20 protein-coding genes and 1 pseudogene are annotated in these 24965 nt (G+C 72.4%); 15 read left to right on the forward strand and 6 right to left on the reverse strand.

Annotated elements, in window-relative coordinates; all coding sequences use genetic code 11:
* Window positions 1-44: 44 nt before the first annotated feature.
* Window positions 45-1100, reverse strand: a complete 1056-nt coding sequence (locus ACFVAJ_RS13345) for an App1 family protein (RefSeq protein WP_376944841.1) — start codon at window positions 1098-1100, stop codon at window positions 45-47.
* Window positions 1101-1205: 105 nt separating this feature from the next.
* Between ACFVAJ_RS13345 and ACFVAJ_RS13350 the strand changes: the two genes are divergently transcribed.
* From ACFVAJ_RS13350 to ACFVAJ_RS13370, 5 genes are all read left to right on the forward strand, one after another.
* The gene (locus tag ACFVAJ_RS13350; RefSeq protein WP_376944843.1) at window positions 1206-1868 is read left to right on the forward strand and encodes a TetR family transcriptional regulator; all 663 of its coding nucleotides are present in this window, start codon (window positions 1206-1208) and stop codon (window positions 1866-1868) included.
* Window positions 1869-1971: 103 nt separating this feature from the next.
* Complete coding sequence (locus ACFVAJ_RS13355) at window positions 1972-2784, forward strand: ABC transporter ATP-binding protein (RefSeq protein WP_376944845.1); 813 nt, start codon at window positions 1972-1974, stop codon at window positions 2782-2784.
* Window positions 2781-3476, forward strand: a complete 696-nt coding sequence (locus tag ACFVAJ_RS13360) for an ABC transporter permease (protein WP_376944847.1) — start codon at window positions 2781-2783, stop codon at window positions 3474-3476. The genes ACFVAJ_RS13355 and ACFVAJ_RS13360 overlap by 4 nt, the downstream gene beginning before the upstream one ends.
* Window positions 3473-4216: an ABC transporter permease gene (locus ACFVAJ_RS13365; RefSeq protein ID WP_376944849.1), complete on the forward strand. Its 744-nt coding sequence runs from the start codon at window positions 3473-3475 to the stop codon at window positions 4214-4216. Before ACFVAJ_RS13360 ends, ACFVAJ_RS13365 begins: the two co-directional genes overlap by 4 nt.
* Window positions 4213-5139: an ABC transporter substrate-binding protein gene (locus ACFVAJ_RS13370; RefSeq protein WP_376944851.1), complete on the forward strand. Its 927-nt coding sequence runs from the start codon at window positions 4213-4215 to the stop codon at window positions 5137-5139. The genes ACFVAJ_RS13365 and ACFVAJ_RS13370 overlap by 4 nt, the downstream gene beginning before the upstream one ends.
* Before the next feature lie 166 nt (window positions 5140-5305).
* On the opposite strand, the pseudogene ACFVAJ_RS13375 reads toward ACFVAJ_RS13370, so the two are convergent.
* The 3 genes and pseudogenes from ACFVAJ_RS13375 to ACFVAJ_RS13385 all read right to left on the reverse strand — a co-directional run.
* Window positions 5306-5956, reverse strand: a pseudogene (locus tag ACFVAJ_RS13375) (DedA family protein); the annotation flags it as partial.
* A 34-nt stretch (window positions 5957-5990) separates the two neighbouring features.
* Window positions 5991-6932 (reverse strand): M56 family metallopeptidase, encoded by a 942-nt coding sequence (locus ACFVAJ_RS13380; RefSeq protein ID WP_376944853.1) that lies wholly within the window; start codon window positions 6930-6932, stop codon window positions 5991-5993.
* Between the two features lie 2 nt (window positions 6933-6934).
* Window positions 6935-7309, reverse strand: a complete 375-nt coding sequence (locus ACFVAJ_RS13385; RefSeq protein WP_022890145.1) for a BlaI/MecI/CopY family transcriptional regulator — start codon at window positions 7307-7309, stop codon at window positions 6935-6937.
* A 90-nt stretch (window positions 7310-7399) separates the two neighbouring features.
* Between ACFVAJ_RS13385 and ACFVAJ_RS13390 the strand changes: the two genes are divergently transcribed.
* The 10 genes from ACFVAJ_RS13390 (at window position 7400) to holA (ending at window position 23523) form a co-directional block, all read left to right on the forward strand.
* A complete protein-coding gene (locus ACFVAJ_RS13390) occupies window positions 7400-8812 on the forward strand; it encodes a cytochrome ubiquinol oxidase subunit I (RefSeq protein ID WP_376944855.1) in 1413 nt (470 codons plus the stop codon).
* Window positions 8813-8826: 14 nt separating this feature from the next.
* Window positions 8827-9831: a cytochrome d ubiquinol oxidase subunit II gene (gene cydB, locus ACFVAJ_RS13395; RefSeq protein ID WP_376944857.1), complete on the forward strand. Its 1005-nt coding sequence runs from the start codon at window positions 8827-8829 to the stop codon at window positions 9829-9831.
* 10 nt (window positions 9832-9841) lie between these two features.
* Window positions 9842-11491 carry a thiol reductant ABC exporter subunit CydD gene (gene cydD / locus ACFVAJ_RS13400; protein ID WP_376944859.1) on the forward strand — a complete coding sequence of 550 codons (1650 nt, stop codon included), beginning with the start codon at window positions 9842-9844 and terminating at the stop codon, window positions 11489-11491.
* Window positions 11484-13202, forward strand: coding sequence for a thiol reductant ABC exporter subunit CydC (gene cydC / locus ACFVAJ_RS13405; protein ID WP_376944861.1), 1719 nt, complete (start codon window positions 11484-11486; stop codon window positions 13200-13202). Before cydD ends, cydC begins: the two co-directional genes overlap by 8 nt.
* 174 nt (window positions 13203-13376) lie before the next feature.
* On the forward strand, window positions 13377-14846 hold the full coding sequence (gene pabB, locus ACFVAJ_RS13410) for an aminodeoxychorismate synthase component I (protein ID WP_376944863.1): 1470 nt from the start codon (window positions 13377-13379) through the stop codon (window positions 14844-14846).
* 90 nt (window positions 14847-14936) lie between these two features.
* A complete protein-coding gene (leuS, locus tag ACFVAJ_RS13415; protein ID WP_376944865.1) occupies window positions 14937-17510 on the forward strand; it encodes a leucine--tRNA ligase in 2574 nt (857 codons plus the stop codon).
* Between the two features lie 103 nt (window positions 17511-17613).
* Window positions 17614-19221 carry a glycosyltransferase gene (locus ACFVAJ_RS13420; protein ID WP_376944867.1) on the forward strand — a complete coding sequence of 536 codons (1608 nt, stop codon included), beginning with the start codon at window positions 17614-17616 and terminating at the stop codon, window positions 19219-19221.
* A gap of 123 nt (window positions 19222-19344) precedes the next feature.
* A complete protein-coding gene (locus ACFVAJ_RS13425; protein ID WP_376944869.1) occupies window positions 19345-20022 on the forward strand; it encodes a helix-hairpin-helix domain-containing protein in 678 nt (225 codons plus the stop codon).
* The gene (locus ACFVAJ_RS13430; protein WP_376944871.1) at window positions 20023-22470 is read left to right on the forward strand and encodes a ComEC/Rec2 family competence protein; all 2448 of its coding nucleotides are present in this window, start codon (window positions 20023-20025) and stop codon (window positions 22468-22470) included.
* 27 nt (window positions 22471-22497) lie between these two features.
* Entirely contained in the window at window positions 22498-23523 is a 1026-nt protein-coding gene (holA, locus tag ACFVAJ_RS13435; protein WP_376944873.1) for a DNA polymerase III subunit delta, read from the forward strand.
* A 234-nt stretch (window positions 23524-23757) separates the two neighbouring features.
* Here holA and rpsT read toward each other — a convergent pair whose 3' ends face one another.
* Both rpsT and ACFVAJ_RS13445 read right to left on the reverse strand, forming a co-directional pair.
* A complete protein-coding gene (gene rpsT / locus ACFVAJ_RS13440) occupies window positions 23758-24018 on the reverse strand; it encodes a 30S ribosomal protein S20 (protein ID WP_022890158.1) in 261 nt (86 codons plus the stop codon).
* 121 nt (window positions 24019-24139) lie between these two features.
* Window positions 24140-24964 (reverse strand): alpha/beta fold hydrolase, encoded by an 825-nt coding sequence (locus ACFVAJ_RS13445; RefSeq protein WP_376944875.1) that lies wholly within the window; start codon window positions 24962-24964, stop codon window positions 24140-24142.
* Window position 24965 lies beyond the last annotated feature (1 nt).

Genomic DNA, 24965 nt, shown 5'->3' on the forward strand with positions numbered 1-24965 from the left:
CGCGCCCGACTCGGTTCGTCGGGCCGGACGAACCGCCGGTGCGCTCAGACGACGCCGACCTCGGCCAGCCGATCGGCGATGGTCGACCCGTCGCTCGCCGAGACCCACGGCACCTCCGTGCCGTGCTCCTCGGCCTTGGTGCGACCGCCGGCGAGCACGGCTTCACCCGTCGAGAGGCGCCGGATCGCGATCGCCTCGACCCGGTCGGGGTGCTCCGCGGCGAACTGCGCGTAGAGCTCCTCGTCGTGCTGCCCGTCGTCGCCGATGAGCAGCCACCGCACGTTCGGGAACTCTTCGGCCAGGCGCCGCAGGTTCTCGTGCTTGTGCTCACGCCCACTGCGGAACCAGCGGTCGTGCGTCGGGCCCCAGTCGGTGAGGAGCAGGGGGCCGGCGGGGTAGAGGTTGCGGGAGAGGAAGCGCGTCAGCGTCGGCGCGACGTTCCAGGCGCCGGTCGAGAGGTAGATGACCGGCGAGCCCGGGTGCGAGCGGGCGAGGCGCTCGAAGAGCACGGCCATGCCGGGCGTCGGGATGCGGGCGTGCTCGTCGAGCACGAAGGTGTTCCACGCGGCGACGAGCGGCCGGGGGAGCGCCGTCACCATCACGGTGTCGTCGACGTCGGAGATGATGCCGAACTCGACGTCGGGACCGACGATGCGGATGGGCGCCTCGACGGGGTTCGCACCCTCGGTGCTGAGCGTCGCACGGTGCCAGCCGGGCTCGAGCGACACCGGCACGGTCGTGTCGACGACGCCGCCGCGGTCGGCGAGCACCTCGATGCGTTCGCCGCCGATCTCGATGACGACGGGCACGTCGCCGACGGGCACGCTCGTGAAGCTGCGCCATCCGCGGATGCCCTGGTCGCCCCGACGACGGCGGCGCTTCGACGCCTCGGGCGGGATCGGCTTGTGCAGCAGCACCCGGCAGAACACCCGGACCCACTCGGTCGAGCCGTAGCCGGTGTAGGGGACCACGGTCGGGATGTGGCCGCGACGGCGCGCCCAGCGAGATCGGACGTCGTGGATCCAGTCTTCGATGCGCGCGGCACGATGCCGGACCTGGCGCTCTCGGGATCCGGCCGGGGTGGGGGAGCTCGCCGGCATCCACTCAGTCTGTCATGCGAGCGCCCCGGGTCGCGAAACGGCCGCGATCGGTACGGTGGGCCGTCCGCCGCCCGATAGAGTGGTCCGAGCAACTGAGGAGGTTCCGTGCCGAACATCGACCTGATCCTCGGGGCCGATCCGAGCCGGAGGCGCTCGGTCCGCACCGAGCCGACGCAGCGTCGCTCGAGCCAGCGTCTCGACGCACTGCTCGACGCCGCCGCCGAGATCGTCGACGAGTCGGGCTTCGAGCGGCTGACCACGCAGATGGTCGCCGAGCGTGCCGGGGCCTCGATCGGCACGGTGTACCGCTACTTCCCCGACCGCGTCGCCGTGCTGTACGCGCTCCGCGAGCGATCGGTCCGCCGCTACCGCGAGCGCGTCGCCGACGACATGGAGGGCATCGAGCTCGAGTCCTGGTGGACGGTCGTCGAGACCGCGCTCGAGGCGTGCGCCACGATGTACCGCGATGAACCCGGCTTCACCGTCGTGCACGCGGCGCAGCGCGAGCTCGCCGAGGACGACATCGAGCCCGAGTTCGCCCACCGCATGGCCCGCCTCATCGAGGCCGAGTTCGGCGACGAGTCCGATCGCGCCGAGCTCCGTTTCCGCCTCGGCGTCGGGATGGAGATCGGCGACGCCCTCATCAGCCGCGCCTTCGAGCGCAGCCCCGAGGGCGACGAGCGGTACCTCGCCGAGGCGAAGCGCCTCGTGCACGACTACCTCGCCGAACACCTCGGCTCGGTGCTCGCGGCGGCCGACGCGGCCTGAACCGGCTCGCGACGCGCGGCGTCAATCCGTTGCCCTGCGGCGCGATCGGTGTTTGGCTTGAGCCTGCACATCGAGCGAAGGCCGACGACGGGATGAAGCCAGCATGATCGAGTTCCGCGGCGTCTCCAAGCGCTTCCCCGACGGCACCCTCGCGGTCTCGGGGGTCGACATCGTGATCCCGCCGCGCAAGACGACGGTCCTCGTCGGCTCGTCGGGCTCGGGCAAGACGACGCTCCTCCGCATGATCAACCGCATGGTCGATCCGAGCGAAGGGCAGGTGCTCATCGACGGCACGGATGTCTCGACGCTCGAGCCCGTCGCGCTCCGCCGGAGCATCGGCTACGTGATGCAGAACTCCGGGCTCCTGCCGCACCGCAAGGTGATCGACAACGTGGCGACCGTCCCGATCCTCCGCGGCACCCGCAAGCGCGAGGCGCACGCCAGGGCGCTGGAGCTCCTCGACACCGTCGGGCTCGACCGGTCGCTCGCCGACAAGTATCCGAGCCAGCTCTCGGGCGGCCAGCAGCAGCGCGTGGGCGTCGCGCGCGGCCTCGCCGTCGACCCGAACATCCTGCTGATGGACGAGCCGTTCGGCGCCGTCGACCCCATCGTCCGTTCCGAGCTGCAGCAGGAGCTGCTTCGACTGCAGGGCGAGCTGGGCAAGACGGTGGTCTTCGTGACCCACGACATCGACGAGGCGTTCCTCCTCGGCGACCAGGTCGTCATCATGCAGCAGGGCGGCAGGATCTCGCAGGCCGCGTCGCCCGCCGAGATCCTCGCGCGTCCCGCCGACGACTTCGTCGCCGACTTCGTCGGCGCCGATCGGGGCAAGCGCGTGCTGCACCTCCGCGACGTCGACGGACGGCAGGTCGTCGTCGACGGCGACGGGCGCGCGGCGGGAGTGCTCGCCTCGTGACCTGGCTCTGGTCGAATCTCGACCTGGTCGGCGAGCTGAGCCTCGTGCACCTGGCATTGTCGGTGCCCGCGATCATACTGAGCTTCGTGGTCTCCGTCCCGATCGGCTGGCTGGCGCACCGGTACCGGTGGTCGCGCGGCGTGCTGCTCACGCTCTGCGGGCTGCTCTACGCGATCCCGTCGCTCGCGCTGCTCATCGCGCTGCCGGTCTTCACCGGGCTCGGCGTGCGGTCGCCCGTGAACCTCGTGGTCGCGCTGACGCTCTACGGCATCGCCGTGATCGTGCGCACCGCCGCCGACGCCTTCGACGCGATCGACCGCGACGTGCGCCAGTCGGCGACCGCGGTCGGCTATGCCGCGTTCGGCCGTTTCCGGGCGGTCGAGCTGCCGCTCGCCGGGCCGGTGCTGCTCTCGGGGCTCAGGGTCGTCATCGTCAGCACGGTCAGCCTCGCGACGATCGGCGCCGTGATCGGGGTGCCGAGCCTCGGCAGCCTCTTCACCGACGGGTTCCAGCGCGGCATCCAGGCCGAGATCGCGACCGGCATCGTCGCGACGATCCTGCTCGCCCTCCTGCTCGACCTCCTCGCCGTGCTGGCGGGCCGGCTGCTCATGCCGTGGACGAGGGTCGGGACGGGGCGCCGTTCCTCTGCGACCGCACCGACCGCTCCCGCGACGGAGGAGGCACTGTCGTGAACCTCGTCGCGGACGGCATCGCCTGGATCCTCGATCCGGCCAATTGGCAGGGTGCGGGCAGCATCCCCGAGCGCATCGCCCAGCATCTGCTCCTCTCGCTCGTGGTGCTCCTCGTGGCGTCGGCGATCGCCCTGCCCACCGGCGCGGTGATCGGGCACACCGGGCGCGGCAAGCAGCTCGTCGTGATGGTCTCGGGCGGGCTGCGCGCGCTGCCGACGCTCGGCGTGCTGACCCTCTTCGGCCTCTGGCTCGGCATCGGGCTCGCGGCCCCGGTGATCTCGCTGGTCATCCTCGCCGTGCCGCCGCTGCTCGCCGGAGCCTACGCGGGCTTCGAATCGGTCGACCGGCGCACGATCGACGCGGCGCGTGCGATGGGCATGCGCGAGCGCGAGATCGTCGGCGGCGTCGAACTGCCGCTCGGCCTGCCGATCATCGTCGGGGGCGTGCGCTCGGCGGCGCTGCAGATCATCGCCACGGCGACCCTCGCGGCGTACGTGGCGGACGTCGGCCTCGGTCGGCCGATCTTCCAGGGGCTCAAGACCCGCGACTACGGCGAGATGCTCGGCGGCTCGATCCTCGTGATCCTGCTCGCCCTCCTCGTCGACGGCGCGTTCGCACTCGCGCAGCGCCTCGTCGTGCCCGCCGGCGTGCGGGCGACTCGAACTCGTGAACTCCGTTCGCGGCCGGCCCGGCCGCGAACGGTTCTGGGGCGACCCATCCATGAAGGGAACAGGCAATGATCACAGCAGGAAAAGGCCGACTCGTCGCGCTGGCGGCGGTCGCGGTCGGGGCGACAGTGGCCCTGGCAGGGTGCGCATCGGGCGACCCGCTCGACAGCGGATCGGGTGAGACCGACGGCGGTGGCGAGACGCTCGTCGTCGGCTCGCAGGACTACTACTCCAACGAGATCATCGCGCAGATCTACGCCCAGGCGCTCGAGGCGAACGGCTTCACGGTCGACCTCCAGCCCCGCATCGGGCAGCGCGAGGTCTACATGCCCGAGATCGAGAGCGGCGCGATCGACGTCTTCCCCGAGTACACGGGCAACCTCCTCCAGTACTACGTGCCCGACACCACGGCGACGACCGCCGACGACGTCTACGCCGAGCTCGAGGGCGCGCTGCCCGAGGGCCTGCGCGTGCTCGACCAGTCGTCGGCAACCGACCAGGACTCGTACAACGTCACGAAGGAGTTCTCGGAGACGAACGGCGTGACGAGCCTCGCCGACCTCGCGAAGGTCGAGACGCCGCTGACGCTCGGCGGCAACTCCGAGCTCGCCACCCGGCCCTACGGGCCCGACGGCCTGAAGTCGGTGTACGGCGTCGATGTCGCGTTCACGCCCATCGAGGACAGCGGTGGGCCGCTCACCATCAAGGCCCTCCAAGACGGTGCGGTGCAGCTCGTGAACATCTACAGCGCCAACCCGGCGATCTCCACGAGCGACCTGGTGACCCTCGAAGACCCCGAGGGCCTCTTCCTCGCCTCGAACGTCGTGCCCGTGGTGAGCGAGAAGGTCGACGACGAGGCCGCCGAGGTGATCAACACGGTGAGCGCCGCGCTCACGGCCGCCGACCTGGTCGCCCTCAACGCGCTCAGCGTCGACGAGCAGCAGTCGGCCGAGCAGATCGCCAGCGACTGGCTCGCCGAGCAGAGCCTGTTCTGAGCCAGGTCGCTGCCGGCTAGCGGTCGGCGTCGTGTTCCGAGGGGTCGGATGCCGAGGCATCCGGCCCTTCGTCGCGGCGGGGGACGCGCGCCGGCGCCGTCGTCGGTGCTGCTGCGCGCGTGAAGTCCGCCGGAGTGCCCACGGCCGTGTCGAGCGCACCGGAGTCGTCGGAGGCTTCGGCCGCCTCCATGTGCTTGGCCTCGGAGCGCACGATGAGCTTCTTGGCGCCCCACACGACGAGGAGGAACAGCGCGATCACGGCGACGAAGATGTAGCCGGCCCAGTGCAGCTCGCGGCTGAGCTCGCGGTAGCTGCCCGCGGCGGCCCAGCCGACCGAGACGTAGGCGAAGGCCCAGATGACGCAGGCGGGCGCCGTCCAGGCGATGAACTTGCGGTAGCGCATCGTGCTCATGCCGACGGTCAGCGGGATGAGCGAGTGCAGCACGGGCAGGAAGCGCGAGATGAAGATCGCGGGCCCGCCGCGGCGGTCGAGGTAGCGCTGCGCGCGATGCCAGTTCTCCTCGCCGAGCTTCTGGCCGAGGCGCGAGTGGAGGATGTGCGGGCCGAACCAGCGTCCGAGGCCGAACCCGATGCTCTCGCCGATCAGCGCGCCGACGATGACCGTGAACGTGAGGCCGAGGTACTCGCCGACGCTGTCGACCGCGGTCGCGGCGACGAGCACGATGGTGTCGCCCGGCACGACGAGCCCGATGAGCACGCTCGTCTCGAGCATGATGCCGAGGCCGGCGAGGAGAGTGCGGGCGACCGGGTCGACCGCCTGCACGGTGCTCAGGATCCAGTCGAGGATCTCGTTCATCGTTCGAGCGTAACCGCGGGCGGGCGCCGTCGCGTCACCCTGCGGGATGATCCGCCAGTACCGCGGTATAGGCCGCGAGCGGGACGAGGAGGAGGAGTGCGGAGACGCCGAGCACGATCGCGCGCGGCATCGCCGACGACGAGGATGCCGCGGGCACGACGCCGAGCCGGTCGAGCCGGGCCTCGAGCATGTCGGCGTCGGCGATGACGGAATCGTCGCCGTAGCCGCCCGGACCGCCCTCGCCGACGACGAGGAGCGCCCCGCGGAGCGCGTCGTCGCCGGCCGCGCGTCGTGCGCGGTCGTCGGCGAGCATCTCGGCGAGGAGGATGACGGAGCGCTCGGCGCGGTTCGCGATCGGGAACCACGGCAGCGCGCTGTGCCAGGCGCGGAACGCGAGGAGCACCAGGTGGTGCAGCTGGTCGAGGTGGGCGCGTTCGTGCGCGATGACGGCGGCCAGCTCGTCGGGCGAGAGCGCGTCGATGAGCCCGTCGGTGAGCACGGTCGCGGTGCGGATGCCGGGGACGCAGTAGGCGAGCGGTGCGGGGTGGGCGAGCACCCGGGTGTGCGGCTGGCCCGGCATCGGGTCGCCGAGGAGGGACACGAGCTGGTGCTGGCGGCGCCGCTCGCGCTCGGCCCGCACCGCCGTGAGCGCGAGGTTCAGGGCGAGATGCACGGCGAGCCCGGCCGCCAGGGTGATCGCGGCGAGGTGCACGACGCCGAATTCGGGCGGGATCGGGCCCGTGAAGAGCGCGGGCACGAGGGCGTGCCAGGCGCCGAGGAGGGAGCCGGCCGGGGAGGCGCCGAAGACGAGCAGGCAGCCGATCATCGAGACGCCGCCGGCGATGGCGATGGCCTGCCAGAGCGCCAGGGCGACGGCGGGGGAGCGCGCGGGCCACGCCGCGCGCGAGAGGACCAGCGGGATCGGCCACGCGAGCGTGAGCGCGAGGGCGCCGAGCCCCACGGCGACGGCGACCACGGTCAGCGTCGGACGAGCTCGTCGAGGAGGCGTCGGAGGGTCGCCGCCTCGCCGTCGCTCACGGTGCCCACGAATCGGGCCAGTGCGGCGTCGCGGTCGCTCGAACGGTCGAGCACCTCGTGCATGAGCTCGGCGGTGTGCTCCTCGCGGGAGAGCAGCGCCTGGTAGCGGTGGGGCCGGTGCTCGCGGGTGCGGCTCACGAAGCCCTTGCGCTCGAGTCGGGAGAGCACGGTCAGCACCGTGGTCGTCGCGACCGTGCGCCCGCTCTCGCCGTCGCGCATCGCGAGCGCGTCGCGCAGTTCGTTGGCCGAGAGCGCGGCGTCGCTCGACCAGAGCACCTCCATCACGGAGCGCTCGAGATCTCCGAGACTCGCCATGCCACCAGACTACCGCCGATCTCGGATTTGTTCTACGCTTCGTAGAAGAACGTCGCTTCGGCGTTCTCTCCGTGTGAAAGAGGCATCCGTGTGAATGAGTTGCTCGACCCGCTGCTGCTCGCTCGATGGCAATTCGGTCTGACGACCGTCTACCACTTCCTGTTCGTCCCGATCACGATCGGACTCGCGACCACCGTCGCGGTCTTCCAGACCGCCTGGTTCCGCACCGACAAGGTCGAGTACCTGAAGATCACCCGCTTCTTCGGCAATCTCTTCCTCATCAACTTCGCCATGGGCGTCGTCACGGGCATCGTGCAGGAGTTCCAGTTCGGGATGAACTGGTCGGAGTACTCGCGCTTCGTCGGCGACGTCTTCGGCGCTCCGCTCGCGCTCGAGGGCCTGCTCGCCTTCTTCTTCGAGGCGACCTTCATCGGCCTCTGGATCTTCGGTTGGGACAAGCTTCCGCGCGGCATCCACCTCGCGACCATCTGGTGCACCGCGATCGGCACGATCGTGTCGGCGTACTTCATCCTCGCGGCGAACGCCTTCATGCAGAACCCCGTCGGCTACGAGATGAACGCCGAGAAGGGTCGAGCCGAGCTCGTCGACATCGGGGCGCTGCTCACGAACCCCGTGGCCCTCGCCGCATTCCCGCACACGATCGCCGCGAGCTTCATGGTGACCGCCGGCCTCATCATCTCGGCCGCCGCCTGGCACCTCGCCCGCAACCAGCACCTCGACACGATGCGCCCCGCGCTGAAGTTCGGGCTCTGGACGATGGTCGGCGCCGGCATCCTCACGACGATCTTCGGCGACCAGCTCAGCCTTGCGATGGTGGCCACGCAGCCCATGAAGATGGCCGCCGCCGAGGCGACCTACGACACCGTCTGCGGCGCCGACGCCTCCTTCTCGCTGTTCACCCTCGGCACGCCCGACGGCACGAGCGAGCTGTTCTCGATCCGCGTGCCGTACCTGCTGTCGCTCCTCTCGACGCACTCGTTCGACGGCTGCGTCGAGGGCATCAACGACCTGCAGGCGCAGTACACCGAGCTCTACGGCCCCGGCGACTACGCGCCGACCATCTGGGTCACCTACTGGGCGTTCCGCTGGATGATCGGGCTCGGCATGCTCCACGTGCTCGTCGCGGTCGTCGGCCTGTGGCTCACCCGCAAGGGCCGGATGCCGAGGCAGCGCTGGATCTGGAAGGTCGCGATCTGGAGCTTCCCGCTCTCGCTCGCCGCGATGAGCGTCGGCTGGGTCTTCACCGAGATGGGGCGCCAACCCTGGATCGTGTTCAGCCTCCTGCCCACCGAATCGGCCGTCTCGCCGAACGTCACCGGGCTCGACGTGCTCATCTCCCTGATCGCGTTCACGCTCGTCTACGGCGCGCTCGCGGTCGTCGAGGTGCGACTGATCCTCCGGGCCATCAAGAAGGGCCCACCCGAACTCGGCGAACCCGACCCCGAGTCGGGCCGCATCGAACCCGCCACGACGGTCTACTGAAAGGAGGAGGACAAGTGGATCTCCCCACGCTCTGGTTCTGGATCGTCGCGTTCCTCTTCGTCGGCTACTTCGTACTCGACGGCTTCGACTTCGGCGTCGGCATGTCGCTGCCGTTCCTCGGCAGGGACGACACCGACCGCCGAGTGCTCATCAACACCATCGGCCCCGTCTGGGACCTCAACGAGACCTGGGTGATCGTCGCGGGCGCCGCGCTCTTCGCGGCGTTCCCCGAGTGGTACGCGACGCTCTTCTCGGGCTTCTACCTCGCGCTCCTGCTCATCCTGCTCGCGCTCATCGTGCGCGGCGTCTCGTTCGAGTACCGCCACCAGCGACCCGAGTCGCAGTGGAAGGGTCGCTTCGACCTGATGATCGTGATCGGCTCGGCGGTGCCCGCGCTGCTCTGGGGCGTCGCGTTCGCGAACATCGTGCAGGGCGTGCCCCTCGACACGGACCACAACTACACCGGCACCCTGTTCGACCTCCTGAACCCGTACGCCCTCCTCGGCGGGCTCACGACGCTCCTCCTCTTCTTCACGCACGGCGTCGTCTTCGTGTCGCTGAAGACGGAGGGCGAGCTGCGCGAGCGGGCGCGCCGCCTGGCGGTGCGCTCGGGGATCGTGACGATCGTCGTGGCCGCGTCCTTCCTGCTGTGGACGGGGCTCGCCTTCGGCACGTTCTGGTTCTGGATCCTCGCGGCGGTCGCCGCGGTCGCGCTCATCGGCGGCTGGCTCGCGAACCTGCGGGGCGCCGAGGGCGTCGCGTTCACGCTCATGGCCGCGACGATCGCCGCAGCGGTGTTCGCGCTGTTCGCCGCGCTGTTCCCCGACGTCATGCCGGCCTCGAACGACCCGGCGAACAGCCTCACGATCGAGAACGCCTCGTCGACGACGTACACGCTCACCTTCATGAGCTGGGTCGCGCTGATCTTCCTGCCGCTCATCCTCGCGTACCAGGGGTGGACCTACTGGGTCTTCCGCAAGCGCGTGAGCCGCTCGACGATCGAAGCGGCGACCCACTGAGCCGGCTCGCGTGAAACCTCTCGACCCCCGGCTCGTGCGCCGCTCGCGCGCCGCCCGCGGCTTCCTCATCGCGGGCGGTGCGCTGGCCGTCGTGCAGGCCGCGGCGATCATCGCGGTGGCGTGGTCGATCGCGACCCTCGTCGTCGGCCTCATCGAAGGCATGCCGATGGACGCGGCCTGGCCGGCCCTCGCCGTGCTCTTGGGCGCCGCGTGCGCACGGGCGCTCGCGAGCTGGGCGTGGGAGCTGGTCGGCGCGACGGGCGCGCAGCGCGTCAAGCGCGAGCTCCGGGCCGAGCTGCTGGCGGCGCTCGAGCGCCGCCCCGGCGGCATCGCCGGCTTCTCCACGGCTCGCATCGCGACCCTGCTCGGCCCGGGCCTCGACGCGCTCGACGACTACTTCGGCCGCTACCTGCCGCAGCTCGTGCTCACGGTCGTCGCGACGCCCGCGTGCATCGCGGCGGCGTGGATCGCCGACCCGGTCTCGGGCCTCGTGCTCGTGATCGTCCTGCCGCTCATCCCCGTGTTCATGGCGCTCATCGGCATGGCGACCGAGGCGGTGCAGCGCCGCCAGTGGGAGAGCCTGTCGGTGCTCTCGCGCGGCTTCCTGGAGGTCGTCGGCGGGCTGTCGACGCTCATCCTGTACGGCCGGGCCGAGCGGCAGGCGCGCCGCATCCGCGAGGTGACCGACGGCTACCGGCGCCGCACGATGAAGGTCCTCCGCATCACCTTCCTCTCGGGCTTCACGCTGGAGTTCGCCGCGAGCCTGTCGGTCGCACTCGTCGCGGTGTCGATCGGCCTGCGACTCGTCGCGGGCGACATGTCGCTCGCGCCAGGTCTCTTCGTGCTCGTGCTCGCGCCCGAGGTGTTCCTGCCGCTGCGCAACGTCGGCGCGGCGTTCCACGCCTCCGCGGCCGGGGTGACGGCATCCGATGACGCGTTCGAACTGCTCGACACCGCGGAGGCCGGGGCCGCCGGCGCGGGACCCGACGAAGCGGCCGTCGAGCACGCGGATGCCCCGACGCCCACGCCGAGCTCAGGCCTGGCATTCTCCGGACTCGTCATCCACCGTGGCGACCACGCGGTGATCGACGGCCTCGACGCGGTCGTCACCCCGGGCTCGCTCATCGCCGTGACCGGCCGGAGCGGCAGCGGCAAGTCGACGCTCTTCGCCGCCCTCCTCGGCTTCGCGCCGGTCGCGGCGGGGGAGATCACGTGGGACGGCCGCTCGCTCGGCGCCCGGGGCCGTGAGCTCATCGCGTGGGCCGGCCAGTCGCCGATGCTCCTCGCCGGCACCGTCGCCGAGAACGTCCGCCTGGGCGACGAATCGGCGGCCCCCGAGCTCCTCGAGCGGGCGTTCGCGGTCGCGGGGGTCGACGTCCCGGCCGAACTCGTGCTCGGTCCGGGCGGGGCCGGCCTGTCGGGAGGGCAGGCGCAGCGGGTCGCGATCGCGCGCGCGGTGCATCGCCTGCTCGCGCGGCGGCTGCCGATCCTCCTGCTCGACGAGCCCACCTCGGCGCAGGACGCGGGCCGCGAGTCGGCGCTCGTCGAACGTGTTCGCGCACTCTGCGACGGGGGCGTCACCGTGCTCGTCGCCACGCATCGTCCGGCGCTCGTCCACGCCGCCGACGGCATCATCGAACCGGCGGTGGCCCATGTCTGAAGCGCGCCCGCAGGGCGGGGCCGACACCCGCTCGGTGCTCCGCACGAGCATCCCGCCGTTCGCCCGGCTGCTGCCCTCGGTGCTCTTCGGGATCCTGTCGGGCGGTTCGGCCGTCGTGCTCCTCGCCTGCTCGGCGTGGCTCATCGCCCGCGCAGCCGAGCAGCCCCCCGTGCTCTACCTCTCGCTCGCGATCGTCGGAGTCCGGGCGTTCGCGCTCGGCCGCGCGGTGTTCCGCTACCTCGAACGACTCAGCGGGCACGATGCCGCGTTCCGGCAGCTCGCCGCGATCCGCGGCGGCATCTTCGAACGGATGCTCCCCGTCGCCCCCGACGGCATCTCCGCGCTCCGGCGCGGTGAGCTGCTGTCGCGATTCGTGGGCGACGTCGACGAACTGCAGAACGTGCCCCTGCGGGCGGTGCAACCCGTCGTGAGCGCGCTCGTCGTGCTGCTCGGCGCCGTCGTCGGGGTCGCGCTGCTGGCGCCCGGTTCGGCGTTCGCCCTGCTCGGATGCCTCGTGGCCGGCGTCGGCGCGACGCTGCTCGTGCAACGTGCGGTCGCCGCGCGGGCCGAGACGCGGCTCGCGCCGCTGCGCGGTGAACTGCAGGCCGCGGTCGTCGATCAGGTGCAGTCGCTCGAGATGCTCGTCGCCTTCGACGCGGCGGCGGCTGGGCGGGCGCGCATCGACGCGCTGGGCGAGCGACTTGCCCGGATGACCCGGGAGAGCGCTTCGGCAGCCGGTGCGGCGGCCGCGATCATGTCGGCGATCGGCGGCATCGCGGTCGCCCTGGCGATCGTGACCGCCGAACCGCTCCTCGCCGCCGGACGCATCGACGGCCCGACCTTCGCGGTGCTGTGCCTCGTGCCGCTCGCGATCGCCGAGGTCGCCGCGGCGATCCCGCCCGCGGCGAGCGCGTGGCGGCTCGGGCGGGTGAGCGCGGAGCGCGTCGCGAGCGCCGTTCCCGGGGAGGTGCCGGCCGAGATCCCGGTGGCGCCCGCGATGCCGGTCGCACCGCCGGCCGCCGAGCCCACGCCGGCGATCTCGCTCCGCGGCGTCACCGCGAGCTGGCCCAGTGCCCCCGCACCGACGCTCGAGGGCCTCGACCTCGAACTCGCGCCCGGTGAGCGCGTGCTCGTGCGCGGCGAATCGGGCGCGGGCAAGTCGACGCTCGCGCACGTGCTCGTGCGCTTCCTCGAGACGAGCGGTTCGTACCGCATCGGGGGCGTCGAGGCATCCGAGCTCGACCCCGGCGACGTGCGCCGACTCGTCGGCCTCGTCGAGCAGCGCCCGTGGCTCTTCGACGAGGACGTGCGCCAGAATCTCGTGTTCGCACGCGACACCTCGACCGACGACGAGCTGCTCGACGTGCTCGACCGGGTGGGCCTGCGCGAGTGGGTGCTCGAACGCGGCGGGCTCGGCGCGCGCGTCGGCGAGCGCGGCTCGCTCGTCTCGGGCGGGCAGGCGCAGCGTCTGGCGCTCGCGCGGGCGATGCTCGCCGGGTTCCCCGTGCTCGTGCTCGACGAGCCGACCGCGAACGTCGATCGCGACCGGGCCGACGCCCTGCTGCGCGATCTCCTCGGCGCCGCGGAGGGCGAGGGCCGGACGGTCGTGCTCATCTCGCACGTTCCCGTCGACCCGGCGCTCGTCGATCGGGTCGTGACCATCGCCGGCGGGCGCGCACTCGAGGCGGACGCGGCAGGCCCCCTCGGCTGAGACGCCGGGGTGACGTGCCCGCTTCCGCCGTCCTCCGACACTGGGTCGCCTGGCGGGTCAGTGTCGGAGGATCGCAGCGGCCATCCCGCCGGTTTCCGGCCGCGACCGTCGGGAGCGGGATACCGTGGGATGGTCGCGCGGCCGACGGCGCGAGCCGCGCCCTAGGCTTGGGGGATGCCCCGTCGAATCCGGTCTCGCGTGCTGCCCTTCTGGCGCGACCCCGCAGAGGTGTTCGGGCTCCGCCACGCCGACGCCGAGTACGTCGTCTGGCTCGACGGCGGCGACGATGCGAGCGGGATGAGCGTGCTCGGGCGGGCGCATCAGGCGAGCGAGCTCGTCACCGCGGTGCTCGACGCCCGCGAAGGCGCGACGCTCGGCACGGGCCGCGTCGAGACGGTGCGCCCGGTGACGGACACTCGGGCGACGGCGGCGACCGTGCGCGAGGGCGCGGTGCTCGAGCTGCTGGCCGAGGCGCTCGCGATGCCCGCGGTCGAGCTCGAGCCGGGGGAGCCGGCACCCGGCCCGCTCGGCTGGTTCGGCTGGTTCGGCTACGAGCTCGGCGCCGCGGCCGACGGCGTGCCGGTGTCGCGCGCTGAGACGCCCGACGCGGCCTTCCTGTTCGTCGACCGCGCGCTCGTCTTCGACCACGCCGCACGCGAACTGCGGCTCGTCTGGCTCGACTCGGACGACGGGGCCGCGTGGGCCGACGCGGAGGCGACGGCGCTCGGCGAGATGATCGGCGACGACGGTGGGACGACGGCCACGGGGCATCCGCACCGATCGACCTCGACGACCGCGCCGCCCGCCGCGGCCGCGTGGCGCCACGACGCCGCCCGCTACGCCGAGCTGATCGAGGCCTGCCAGGCCGCGATCGTGCGCGGCGACGCCTACCAGCTCTGCCTCACGAACCGGGTCGACGTCGACGTGCACCCCGACCCCGCCGCGACCTACCTCGCGCTCCGGGCGACGAGTCCGAGCCACCACGGCGGCTTCGTTCGGTTCGGCGAGGTCGCGCTGCTCAGCGCCTCGCCCGAGCAGTTCCTCCTGGTCGAGCCGTCGGGCCGCGTGTCGACGAAGCCCATGAAGGGCACCCGGCCGCGCGACCCCGACCCCGTCCGCGACGCTGAGCTCCGTGCCGAGCTCCTCGCGAGCGACAAGGAGCGCGCCGAGAACCTCATGATCGTCGACCTCATGCGCAACGACCTCGGCCGCATCGCCGAGCTCGGCAGCGTCGGCGTCGAGGGCCTCCTCGAAGTCGAGGAGTACGCGCACGTGCACCAGCTCGTCTCGACGGTGCACGCCCGCATCGCGCCGCCGCGCTCGGTGCTCGACGTCGTGCGCGCCGCCTTCCCGGCCGGCTCGATGACCGGGGCGCCCAAGCACAGCGCGATGTCGATCCTGCACGGGCTCGAGCAGGGGCCGCGCGGAATCTACTCGGGTGCGTTCGGCTACCTCGGCGTCGACGGCGGAGCCGACCTCGCGATGGTGATCCGTTCGATCGTGCTCGCCCCGTCGGGCGCGAGCATCGGCACGGGCGGCGGCATCACGGCGCTCTCGGTGCCGGCGGAGGAGATCGAGGAGACCCGGGTGAAGGCCCGCGCCCTCCTCGCGGTGCTCGGCGCGGCATCCACCCCCGCCGAGTGACTAGGCTGGATACCCGAGTGCGCCGTGCTCCGGCGCGCCCTGCAGACCCCGCGGGCCGCGCCCGCCGAGCGACACACGATTGAGAGTCACGTGGCACACGATCACGACCCTGCACACGCCGAACCCGGCGCGTACGACTTCGCCGCCATCCAGGCGAAGTGGCTTCCCGTGTGGGACGAGCTCCAGCCGTTCCGCGCCGGGACGTCGGGCGACACGCGGCCCCGCAAGTACGTCCTCGACATGTTCCCGTACCCCTCCGGCGACCTGCACATGGGGCACGCCGAGGCGTTCGGCTTCGGCGACATCGCGGCGCGCTACTGGCGTCACCAGGGCTTCGACGTCCTGCACCCGATCGGCTGGGACTCGTTCGGCCTGCCCGCCGAGAACGCCGCGATCAAGCGCGGCGCCGACCCGCGCGAGTGGACCTACGCGAACATCGCCCAGCAGAAGGCCTCGTTCCGCCAGTACGCGCCGAGCTTCGACTGGTCGCGGGAGCTCCACACGAGTGACCCCGAGTACTACAAGTGGAACCAGTGGCTGTTCCTGAAGCTCTACGAGAAGGGCATCGCCTACCGCAAGGCGGGCCAGGTCAACTGGTGCCCGAACGACCAGACGGTGCTCGCGAACGAGCAGGTCGTCGACGGTCACTGCGAGCGCTGCGGCGCCGTCGTCACGAAGAAGGCGCTGACGCAGTGGTACTTCCGCGTCACGGACTACGCCGACCGCCTGCTCGACGACCTCAACCAGCTCGAGGGCAGCTGGCCCTCGAAGGTCGTCTCGATGCAGCGCAACTGGATCGGCCGCTCGGCCGGTGCCGACGTCGAGTTCGAGATCGAGGGCCGCGAGGGCAAGGTGCCGGTGTTCACGACCCGCCCCGACACGCTCTACGGCGCGACGTTCATGGTCGTCGCGGTCGACTCCGACCTCGCCGCCGAGCTCGCGGGCGGCGCCTCGCCCGAGGTGCGCATGCACTTCCAGGACTACCTCGACTCGGTGCGCGCCGAGACCGACATCGAGCGCCTCGCCACCGACCGCCCGAAGACCGGCGTGTTCCTCGAGCGCTACGCGATCAACCCGCTGAACGGTGAGCGGCTGCCGATCTGGGCGAGCGACTACGTGCTGGCCGACTACGGCCACGGCGCGATCATGGCCGTGCCCGCGCACGACCAGCGCGACCTCGACTTCGCCCGCACCTTCGAGCTGCCGGTGCGCGTCGTCGTCGACACGAATGCGCCCGTCACGGGCGTCATCCCGGTCATCCCCGTCGACGAGAACGGCGTGCCGTACCTCCCCGAAGACCACGAGCCGCTCGACCCGGCCGGCACCGGCGTCGCGCTGACCGGCGAAGGCCGCCTCATCAACTCGGGCCCGCTCGACGGCCTCTCGAAGTCGAACGCGATCCGTCGCGCGATCGAGATCCTCGACGAGCGCGGCACCGGTCGCGCCGCGAAGAACTACCGCCTGCGCGACTGGCTGATCTCGCGGCAGCGCTTCTGGGGCACGCCCATCCCGATCGTCCACTGCGCGGACTGCGGCGAGGTGCCCGTGCCCGAGAGCGAGCTGCCGGTGCGCCTGCCCGACGCGGCCGGTCTCGACCTGAAGCCGAAGGGCTCGAGCCCGCTCGGCGCGGCCGAGGACTGGGTGAACGTGGCCTGCCCGAACTGCGGCGGCGCGGCGAAGCGCGACTCCGACACGATGGACACCTTCGTCGACAGCTCGTGGTACTACCTGCGGTACCTGAACGCGAACGACGACACCAAGGCCTTCGACCCGGCCGAGGCCGAGAAGTGGGCTCCCGTCGACCAGTACGTCGGCGGCGTCGAGCACGCGATCCTGCACCTGCTCTACTCGCGCTTCATCACGAAGGTGCTGTTCGACCTCGGCTACCTCGGCTTCACCGAGCCGTTCACCTCGCTGCTCAACCAGGGCATGGTGCTCATGGACGGCTCGAAGATGTCGAAGTCGAAGGGCAACCTCGTCGAGTTCGCCTCCGAGCTCGCCGCGCACGGCACCGACGCGCTGCGCGTGACGCTCGCCTTCGCCGGCCCGCCCGAGGACGACATCGACTGGGCCGACCTGTCGCCCGTCGGCTCCGCCAAGTTCCTCGCGCGCGCCTGGCGCATCGCCGGCGAGGTGACCTCGTCGCCCGACGTCGACTGGTCGACCGGTGACCGGGCGCTGCGCCGGGTCACCCACCGACTGCTCGCGGATGCTCCGGGGCTGGCCGAGGCGTACAAGTTCAACGTCATCGTGGCGCGCCTCATGGAGCTCGTGAACGCGACCCGCAAGGCGATCGACTCGGGGCCCGGGGCATCCGACGCCGCCGTGCGCGAAGCGGCCGAGGTCACCGCGATGGTGCTCGATCTGTTCGCGCCGTACACCGCCGAAGACATGTGGCAGCGCCTCGGCTACGAGCCGACGATCGCGCTCGTGCCGTGGCGCAAGGCCGACCCGGCGCTCCTCATCGAAGAGCAGGTCACCGCCGTCGTGCAGGTCGACGGCAAGGTGCGCGACCGCCTCGAGATCTCGCCGAAGATCTCGGCCGACGAGCTCGAGCAGCTCGCCCGCACCTCCGAGGCGGTGATCCGCTCGGTCGGCGATCGCGAGATCGTGAACGTCATCGTGCGCGCGCCGCGGCTCGTGAACATCGCGACGCGCGGCTAGCGGCGGCGCGTCCGACGACGGCGCGGCGGTCGACCCCTTCGGGTCGGCCGCCGCGCCGTTCTGCACACAGTTTGTGCAAAGGCTGTCGCAATAGCGTCGAAGCATGTTCGATCGTGATGGGGGCGCGACCGATCGAGTCAGGATGCCCCGTGGCCGCCACTTCGCGGTGACCTGGTCGATTCCGGACGACTACGGCGGGATGACGGCGGCGCTGCTCGCGCGCTCCTCGGCGTTCGCCCGGCTCGGCGGGGTCGAGGTGCAGGTGCTGACGTTCGACGCGTGCGCTGACACTCCGTCGCTCGAGGCCCGGCTCCGCGATCGCGGTGCGATCGCCACAGGCGTGCGCATCGTGAACCTCGTCGAGTGGCTGCGATCGAACCCGCTGCCGGGCGGCAGCCTGCGCCTCGACCGCGAGACGTTCACGCCCCTCGCCGAGGGCGAGGCGGACGAGATGCTTCGCCGCGACGACGGACGGGTGATCGCCCGGGTGCGTCGTGACGACGGCGGTCGTCTGCTGCAGATCGACCACCTGCGCGATGACGGCAGCCTCGTGCTCAGCGATCGACGCGACACCCGGCGTCGTGGCGAGCCGGGCGGGCGCTCGCTGGTGCTCTGCGACGCCTCGGGCGCGCCGGTCCGGTCGTGGCGCCGTGCCTGGCCGATGTACACCGCCTGGCTCGATGCGCTCACGGCGTCGGAGCCGAGCTGCATGATCGTCGACAGCAAGACGATCGCCCCGTTCATGCTGGGCTATCGGCGATCGCACGTCATCACCGCTCATGTGGTGCATGCCTCGCACCGCGCCGGGCGGGGCGCCGAGCACCCGGTGCGTGCCTCGCGGCGGGAGGTGTTCGCGCACCTCGACGACTTCGACCTCGTCGCGCTGCTCTCGCAGCGTCAGGCGGCCGAGGTCGCCGAACTCGTCGGCCCGCACGAGCACCTCACGGTCATCCCCAATGCCCGCCCGCCGCGCGATGCTGACGCGGAGACGCGCAGGCGGCGGCGTGGTTCGCCGCCGCGACCGGTCGGCGCCGGCGTCGTCCTCGCCTCGCTGACCCCGCGCAAGCGGGTGTCGGACGCGATCGCGGCGGTGGCGGCGGCGCAGCGTGATGCCGCTGCGCCGCTCACGCTCGACGTCTACGGCGACGGCGAGGAGCGCGAGGCGCTCGCACGCCGGGCATCCGAGGCACCCGGCGTGCAGCTGCACGGCTTCGCACCCGATGCGCGTCGGCAGCTCGCGACGAGGTCGTTCCTGGTGCTGACCTCGCGCTCGGAGGGCTTCCCGCTCGTCCTCGTGGAGGCGATGGCGGCGGGCTGCATCCCGATCGCCTACGACATCCGCTACGGGCCGGCGGATCTCATCCGCCACGGAAGGAACGGACTGCTCGTGCCGAGCGGCGACCTCGAAGCGCTCGCGGCCGCGATCGGCTCGCTGCAGCGCATGCCGCCGCGGAAGGTCGCCGCGATGCGACGGGCAGCCGTGCGCAGCGCGCGAGCGTTCGACGAGCGCCGGGTCGTCGCGACCTGGGCGCGGGAGCTGTCGTGGGCGCGGGCGCGTCGCGATCTGCGCCGCTCGCACCGCGTTCCGCGGCTCCGAGCTGCCCTGCACCGGGTGCCGTTCGGTCCTCGGCTGCGGCGGATGGCGGTGCGAGCGCAGGCGGCGGTCGGCCGGTTCGCGCGGTCGGCGCCGCGTTCTCGACGACCTCGCTGATGGGGCCGGCTTCGTCGCCCGCTCGCAGCGGACTCCTCCTCGACAGGCCGTGAGCGGCGCCGATTCGAGGGAGCTCATGCGGTGGGCCGATTGACGCTCGTCGGGCGTTCGTAGAGTGCGGGCATGCCGCGCCCCGACACCCCCGATCCGCTCGCCGCGCTCGATCCTTCGGCACGACGGGCGTCGGCGCGCGTGCGCCTCGGCGTCGGCGCGGCCGTCGCGCTCTTCATCGCGGCGGTGGCCGTCGCGGCGATGCTGTCGTTCACGAGTTCGGGCGGGGGAGCGCAGCCGAGCGTCTCCTTCTCGGGCTCCACGGGCGACGGTGCAGGGGATGGCTCGGGCGTCGCAGTCGAGGCGGGGGCGGCCCCGCCCGTGGTGCTGGTGCACGTGCTCGGCGCCGTCACCGAACCCGGACTCGTCGAGCTCGGCGAGGGTGCGAGGGTGGTCGACGCGATCGCCGCGGCGGGCGGGCTGACGGCCGAGGCCGACCCCGCCGGGGTGAACCTCGCGCGCGCGGTCGCCGACGGCGAGCAGCTCGTCGTGCCGGTCGTTGGTGCGGCCCCGGTGCCGGCCGCCGCGACGGGCGCGGGCGCGGGCGCCCCGGCCGACGGAAAAGTGCACCTCAACACGGCGGACGTCGCCGAGCTCGACACGCTGCCGCGCATCGGCCCGGCGCTCGCGCAGCGGATCATCGACTGGCGCGAGGCCAACGGCCCGTTCACGAGCACCGAGCAGCTGCTCGATGTCGCGGGCATCGGCGACGCCGTCTACTCGGGGCTCGCCGAGCTGGTGGCGCCCTGAATGCGCGACGCGAGGCTGGTCGCGCCGGTCGCGGCTGCCTGGGCGGCGGCGTGGGCGACGGTGGCTGCACCCGACGTCGGGGTCGATCCGTCGATCGCGACGGCCGCGCTCTGGGCGGTCGCTGCCCTGCTGCTCGTCACCGCGCTGCTCGCCCGCCGACCCGGTCGCCACAGCGGAGCTTCGCCGCTCGCGAGCGTGGCCGCCACCGCTTCGATCGCGGCCGTCGCGGCGGCGCTCGTCGCGAGTTCGGCCGGATTCTCCCTCGCCGCCCGGCACGCCTCACCGCTCGCGCGCGCGGCGGATGCCCGATCGACGGTCGAGGTCGTCGTCGAGCTCACCGCGGCGCCGCGGGCGATGATCTCCGTGATGCCGTGGGCCGCGCCTTCCGAAGCCGGCGACGAGCGCGGGGATGACGCGGCGACGGAGCCGGCGCGCTCGTCGATGCGGATCGAGGGGCGTCTCCTGCGTGTGGACGGGGTCTCCGTCGCTCCCGTCCCCGTGAGCGGGGTCGTCGATGCGGTACCGGCGACGCTGCAGCTCGGGGCGACGCTCGCGTTCACCGCGCGGGCGTCGCCCGAACCGTCGGTCGAGGCCTCCGCGTTCCGACTCCGCGCGCAGTCCGACGTCGAGGTCGCCGCGCCGCCCGCCTGGCTGGCCTGGAGTGCCGGCCTCCGCACCGGCTTCGCCCACGCGGCCGCACGCCTGGGCGGCGACGGCGGCGCGCTCGTGCCCGGGCTTGCGATCGGCGACACGAGCGCCGTGGGCGAACCGCTCGACGCGGCGATGAAGGCGAGTTCGCTCAGCCACCTCACCGCCGTGTCGGGGGCGAACTGCGCGATCATCACGGCCGCAGCCTTCGCCCTCGCCGCGGCGCTGGGGCTGCGCCGAGGCATCCGGGTGATCGTGGCGCTCGTCGCGCTGGCCGCGTTCGTCGTGCTGGTGACGCCCGAGTCGAGCGTCGTGCGGGCCGCCGTGATGGCCGTCGTGGTGCTCATCGCGTTCGCGGCCGGGCGGCCCGGCGGCGGAGTCGCCGCCCTCGCGCTGGCCGTCGTCGTGCTGCTCGTCATCGATCCCTGGTACGCGCGCGACTACGGCTTCGCGCTCTCGGTGTGCGCGACCGCCGGGCTCCTCCTGCTCGCTGCACCGCTCTCACGGGCGCTCGCGCGCGTGATGCCGGTGCCGCTCGCCGTGATGCTCGGGGTGCCGCTCGCCGCCCAGCTCGCGTGCCAGCCGGTGCTCGTGCTGCTCGACCCGGCGATCGCGGTCTACGGGGTGCCCGCGAACCTGCTCGCCGCGCCGGCGGCGCCCGTCGGCACGGTCGCCGGGCTCATCGGCTGCCTGCTGCTGCCGGTGCTGCCCTCGGTCGGGTTCGCCGCCCTGCAGCTCGCGTGGTTGCCCGCGCAGTGGATCGCGGTCGTGGCGCACACGATGGCGGCGCTCCCTGGCGGGCGCCTGCCCTGGCTTCCGGATGCCCCGGGCGCGCTGCTGCTCGCGGGCTGCACCGCGCTCGCGCTCAGACTCGCACTGGGCCGACCGCTCGGGCGACGGGCACGCATGACCATCGTGGCCCTGCTGGTCATCGCCGTTGCCGTGCAGCTCGGTGTCGTCGTCGGTGGCAACGTCATCGCGCGCGTCTCGCGGCCCGGCGACTGGGAGGTCGCCGCCTGCGACGTCGGTCAGGGCGATGCCGTGCTCCTGCGATCAGGCGAGGCGACCGCGCTCGTCGACGCGGGGCCCGACCCGGCGGCGCTGACCCGATGCCTCGAGCTGCTCGGCGTCGACCGCATCGACCTGCTGGTGCTCACCCACTGGGACGCCGACCACGTCGGCGGAGTCGCCGCGGTCGAGGGGATGGTGTCGACCGTGCTGCACGGACCTCTCGACGGCGAACGCTCCTCTCGGGCGCTCGACCCGCTCGTCGCCGATGGCGCGGAGGCGATCGAGGTGACGGCCGGTGCCCGCGGCATCCTCGGCCGCACGCGATGGCGCACGCTCTGGCCGCTGCCCGACACGCCACCCGGCAACGACGCGAGCGTCGTGCTCGAGGTCGTGTCGCCGAGCTATCACGGGGTGTTCCTCGGCGATCTCGGCGAGGATGCGCAGCGACGCATGCTCACCGACTCGGGGCTCGGGCGCGTCGACCTCGTGAAGGTGGCGCACCACGGCTCCGCCGACCAGCGCGACGCGCTGTACGAACGGCTCGCCGCGCCCGTCGGGCTCATCGGCGTCGGCGCCGACAACGGCTACGGACACCCGACCTCACGGCTGCTCGAGCTGCTCGACCGCGTCGGTACGGCGACGCTGCGCACCGACCTTTCGGGCACGATCACGCTCTCACCCGCGGAGGGCGGCATGCGCGTGTGGAGCGAGCGCCGAAGCGCGGACGCAATGGCGTCTGCCGGGTCTGGGGAGCGGCGCCCGAACTCGGGCGTCGGTGGCCGACCCTAGACTTGAAGACGGAACAGGGAGGCACGGGTGGCAGCACGCGGAGCGGGCGCTTCGGCGCGAACGAAGGTCGCGATTCCGCAGCTGGCGTGGCACGCCGTGCGGCCGGCGCCGATCGTGCTCGTCTCGGGCGCCGAAGACGTGCTCGCCGAGCGGGCGATCGGCATGCTGCGCGACTTCCTCCGCTCCGAAGACCCGGCGCTCGAGGTCAGCGACCTCGAGGCCGACGGCTACCGTCGGGGCGAACTCCTCACCCTCGCGAGCCCGTCGCTGTTCGGAGAACCCCGACTCATCCGGGTGAGCGGCGTCGAGAAGTCGAGCGACGACTTCCTGCTCGACGCGCTCGAGTACCTCGAGCAGCCCGCCGACGCCACGACGCTCGTGCTGCGGCACCGCAGCGGCGTGCGCGGCAAGAAGCTCCTCGATGCCATCCGGGCCGGAGGCGGGGGCGGCATCGAGATCGTCTGCGCCGAGCTCAAGAAGGACGCCGAGAAGCAGGATTTCGTCGTCGCCGAGTTCCGTGCGGCGGGGCGCAAGATCGCGCCCGGCGCGCTCCGTGCACTCGTCGGGGCGTTCAGCGACGACCTGCGCGAACTCGCCGCGGCGAGCCGCCAGCTGCTCTCCGACGCACCGGGCGACATCACCGAGGCGATCGTCGCCAAGTACTACGGCGGCCGCGTCGAGACGAACTCCTTCGCGGTGGCCGACGCAGCCATCGCGGGCCGTCACGGTGAGGCGCTCATCGCGCTGCGCCACGCGCTCGACAGCGGCGCCGACCCGGTGCCGATGGTCGCGGCCTTCGCGATGAAGCTCCGCACGATGGCGAAGGTCTCGGGTTCGCGCGGCAGCGGCGGCCAGCTGGCCTCCTCGCTCGGCATGGCGCCGTGGCAGGTCGACCGGGCCCGCCGCGACCTCGCCGGGTGGACGGACGCGGGCCTCGGCGTCGCCATCGAGACGCTCGCGCAGACCGACGCGGCGGTCAAGGGCGCCGAGCGCGACCCCGTCTTCGCGCTCGAGCGCCTCGTCGGCGTCATCGCGGCCCGCGGCCGCCGCTGAGCGGCGCGGGCTCGCGCCCGCGGAGTGCCATGCGGGCACGCCCTGCGCCGTCCGAGTCCCGCGCGCTGCGTGAGTTCAATGCCGTCCGCGTCACGTGAACCGGCGCACAGAGTGCGCGGGTGGCGCTCTGGGTGAAGGGCCGGCGGGTGCTTGCAGCACCACGCGGCACCCGCCCGGGAACGACGAAGGCCCCGCCGGAGCGGGGCCTTCAGCCGACCTGCAGTGCTGCGCGACTCAGAGCGCGGCAGCCTGCTTCGCGATCGCCGACTTGCGGTTCGCGGCCTGGTTCTTGTGGATGACGCCCTTCGAGACGGCCTTGTCGAGCTTGCGGCCGGCAACGCGCACGGCGGCGGTGGCCTTCTCCTTGTCGCCCGAGGCGATGGCCTCGCGAGCGGCGCGGACGACGGTCTTGACCTCGCTCTTCACGGCCTTGTTGCGCTCTTCGGCCTTGCGGTTGGTCTTGATGCGCTTGATCTGCGACTTGATGTTTGCCACGTGTGGTTCGTCTTTCGTTCTCGTGTGGGTACAGGATGTGCCGTCACGAGGTAGAGGGGCTCGTGCCCGGCGATCGTGCGGGGTGGGACCCACACGGCAAGCCAACAGACAACGATACCAGCTACGCGCGAGCGGCACCAATGCGGCGAGCGTCGTGGCGACGGCGAACGGCGGCACGACGGTCGAGCTCGGCGACCGCGCCGAGCACGGCGGCGGTGAAGTCGTCGGGCCGGGTGAGGCTCACCAGGTGCGTGGCCCCGGGCACGATCACGAGTCGCGCGTCGTGCGCAGCGCGCAGCAGCGTGCGCTCCTGCAGCCGGAAATGGTCGTACCGCCCGTTGACGAACCAGATCGGCACCTGCACCTTCGCGAGCGCCGCCTGGGGATCGAGGCGTCCGACGGCGGCGAGCGCCGGGCCCATCACGTCGAGGGCGACGCCGCCGGCGACGACGTCGCGCGCCGCGTCGCTGTTCAGGAAGAGCGCCGCCATGGCGTCGTTGAGCGCGCGTCCACGGTCGGGCGTGCGGGCGATCGCGGCGGCGAGCGACTGGTACGCGGCGAGCGCCGAGCCGCGGGGGAGCGTTCCGCACGCGGCCGCCACGAGTCCGTCGAGGCGGTCGGGATGCCTCCCCGCGAACTCGATCGCGAGGTAGCCGCCGAGGCTCAGCCCGACGAGCAGCCGCGGCACGTCGGCATCGGCCCGGGCGTCGGCATCGGCGGGGTCGTCGGCATCGGCACGGGCACCGGCGTCGGCCGGGTTCAACGCCGCATCGATGATCGTCATCGTCTCGTCGATCGAGAAGTCGCCGCCGATGCGCGTGCCGTGACCGGGCAGGTCGATCGCGACGACCTCGAGGTCGTGCGCCGAGAGCGCCTCGAGCTGCCGCCGCCACATCGTCGCCGAGGTGCGGATGCCGTGGACGAGCACGATGCGTGCGCGAGGCATC

Origin of the sequence: Agromyces sp. NPDC057679, assembly GCF_042799635.1 — a bacterium.
Lineage (GTDB): Bacteria > Actinomycetota > Actinomycetes > Actinomycetales > Microbacteriaceae > Agromyces.

Coding starts and splice junctions, on each gene's coding strand:
- ACFVAJ_RS13430 (WP_376944871.1), top strand. CDS start 20,023: ATGCGCGACGCGAGGCTGGTCGCGCCGGTCGCGGCTGCCTGGGCGGCG.
- ACFVAJ_RS13355 (WP_376944845.1), top strand. CDS start 1,972: ATGATCGAGTTCCGCGGCGTCTCCAAGCGCTTCCCCGACGGCACCCTC.
- ACFVAJ_RS13345 (WP_376944841.1), bottom strand. CDS start 1,100: ATGCCGGCGAGCTCCCCCACCCCGGCCGGATCCCGAGAGCGCCAGGTC.
- ACFVAJ_RS13420 (WP_376944867.1), top strand. CDS start 17,614: ATGTTCGATCGTGATGGGGGCGCGACCGATCGAGTCAGGATGCCCCGT.
- ACFVAJ_RS13385 (WP_022890145.1), bottom strand. CDS start 7,309: ATGGCGAGTCTCGGAGATCTCGAGCGCTCCGTGATGGAGGTGCTCTGG.
- cydC (WP_376944861.1), top strand. CDS start 11,484: ATGTCTGAAGCGCGCCCGCAGGGCGGGGCCGACACCCGCTCGGTGCTC.
- ACFVAJ_RS13370 (WP_376944851.1), top strand. CDS start 4,213: ATGATCACAGCAGGAAAAGGCCGACTCGTCGCGCTGGCGGCGGTCGCG.
- ACFVAJ_RS13425 (WP_376944869.1), top strand. CDS start 19,345: ATGCCGCGCCCCGACACCCCCGATCCGCTCGCCGCGCTCGATCCTTCG.
- pabB (WP_376944863.1), top strand. CDS start 13,377: ATGCCCCGTCGAATCCGGTCTCGCGTGCTGCCCTTCTGGCGCGACCCC.
- ACFVAJ_RS13445 (WP_376944875.1), bottom strand. CDS start 24,964: ATGCCTCGCGCACGCATCGTGCTCGTCCACGGCATCCGCACCTCGGCG.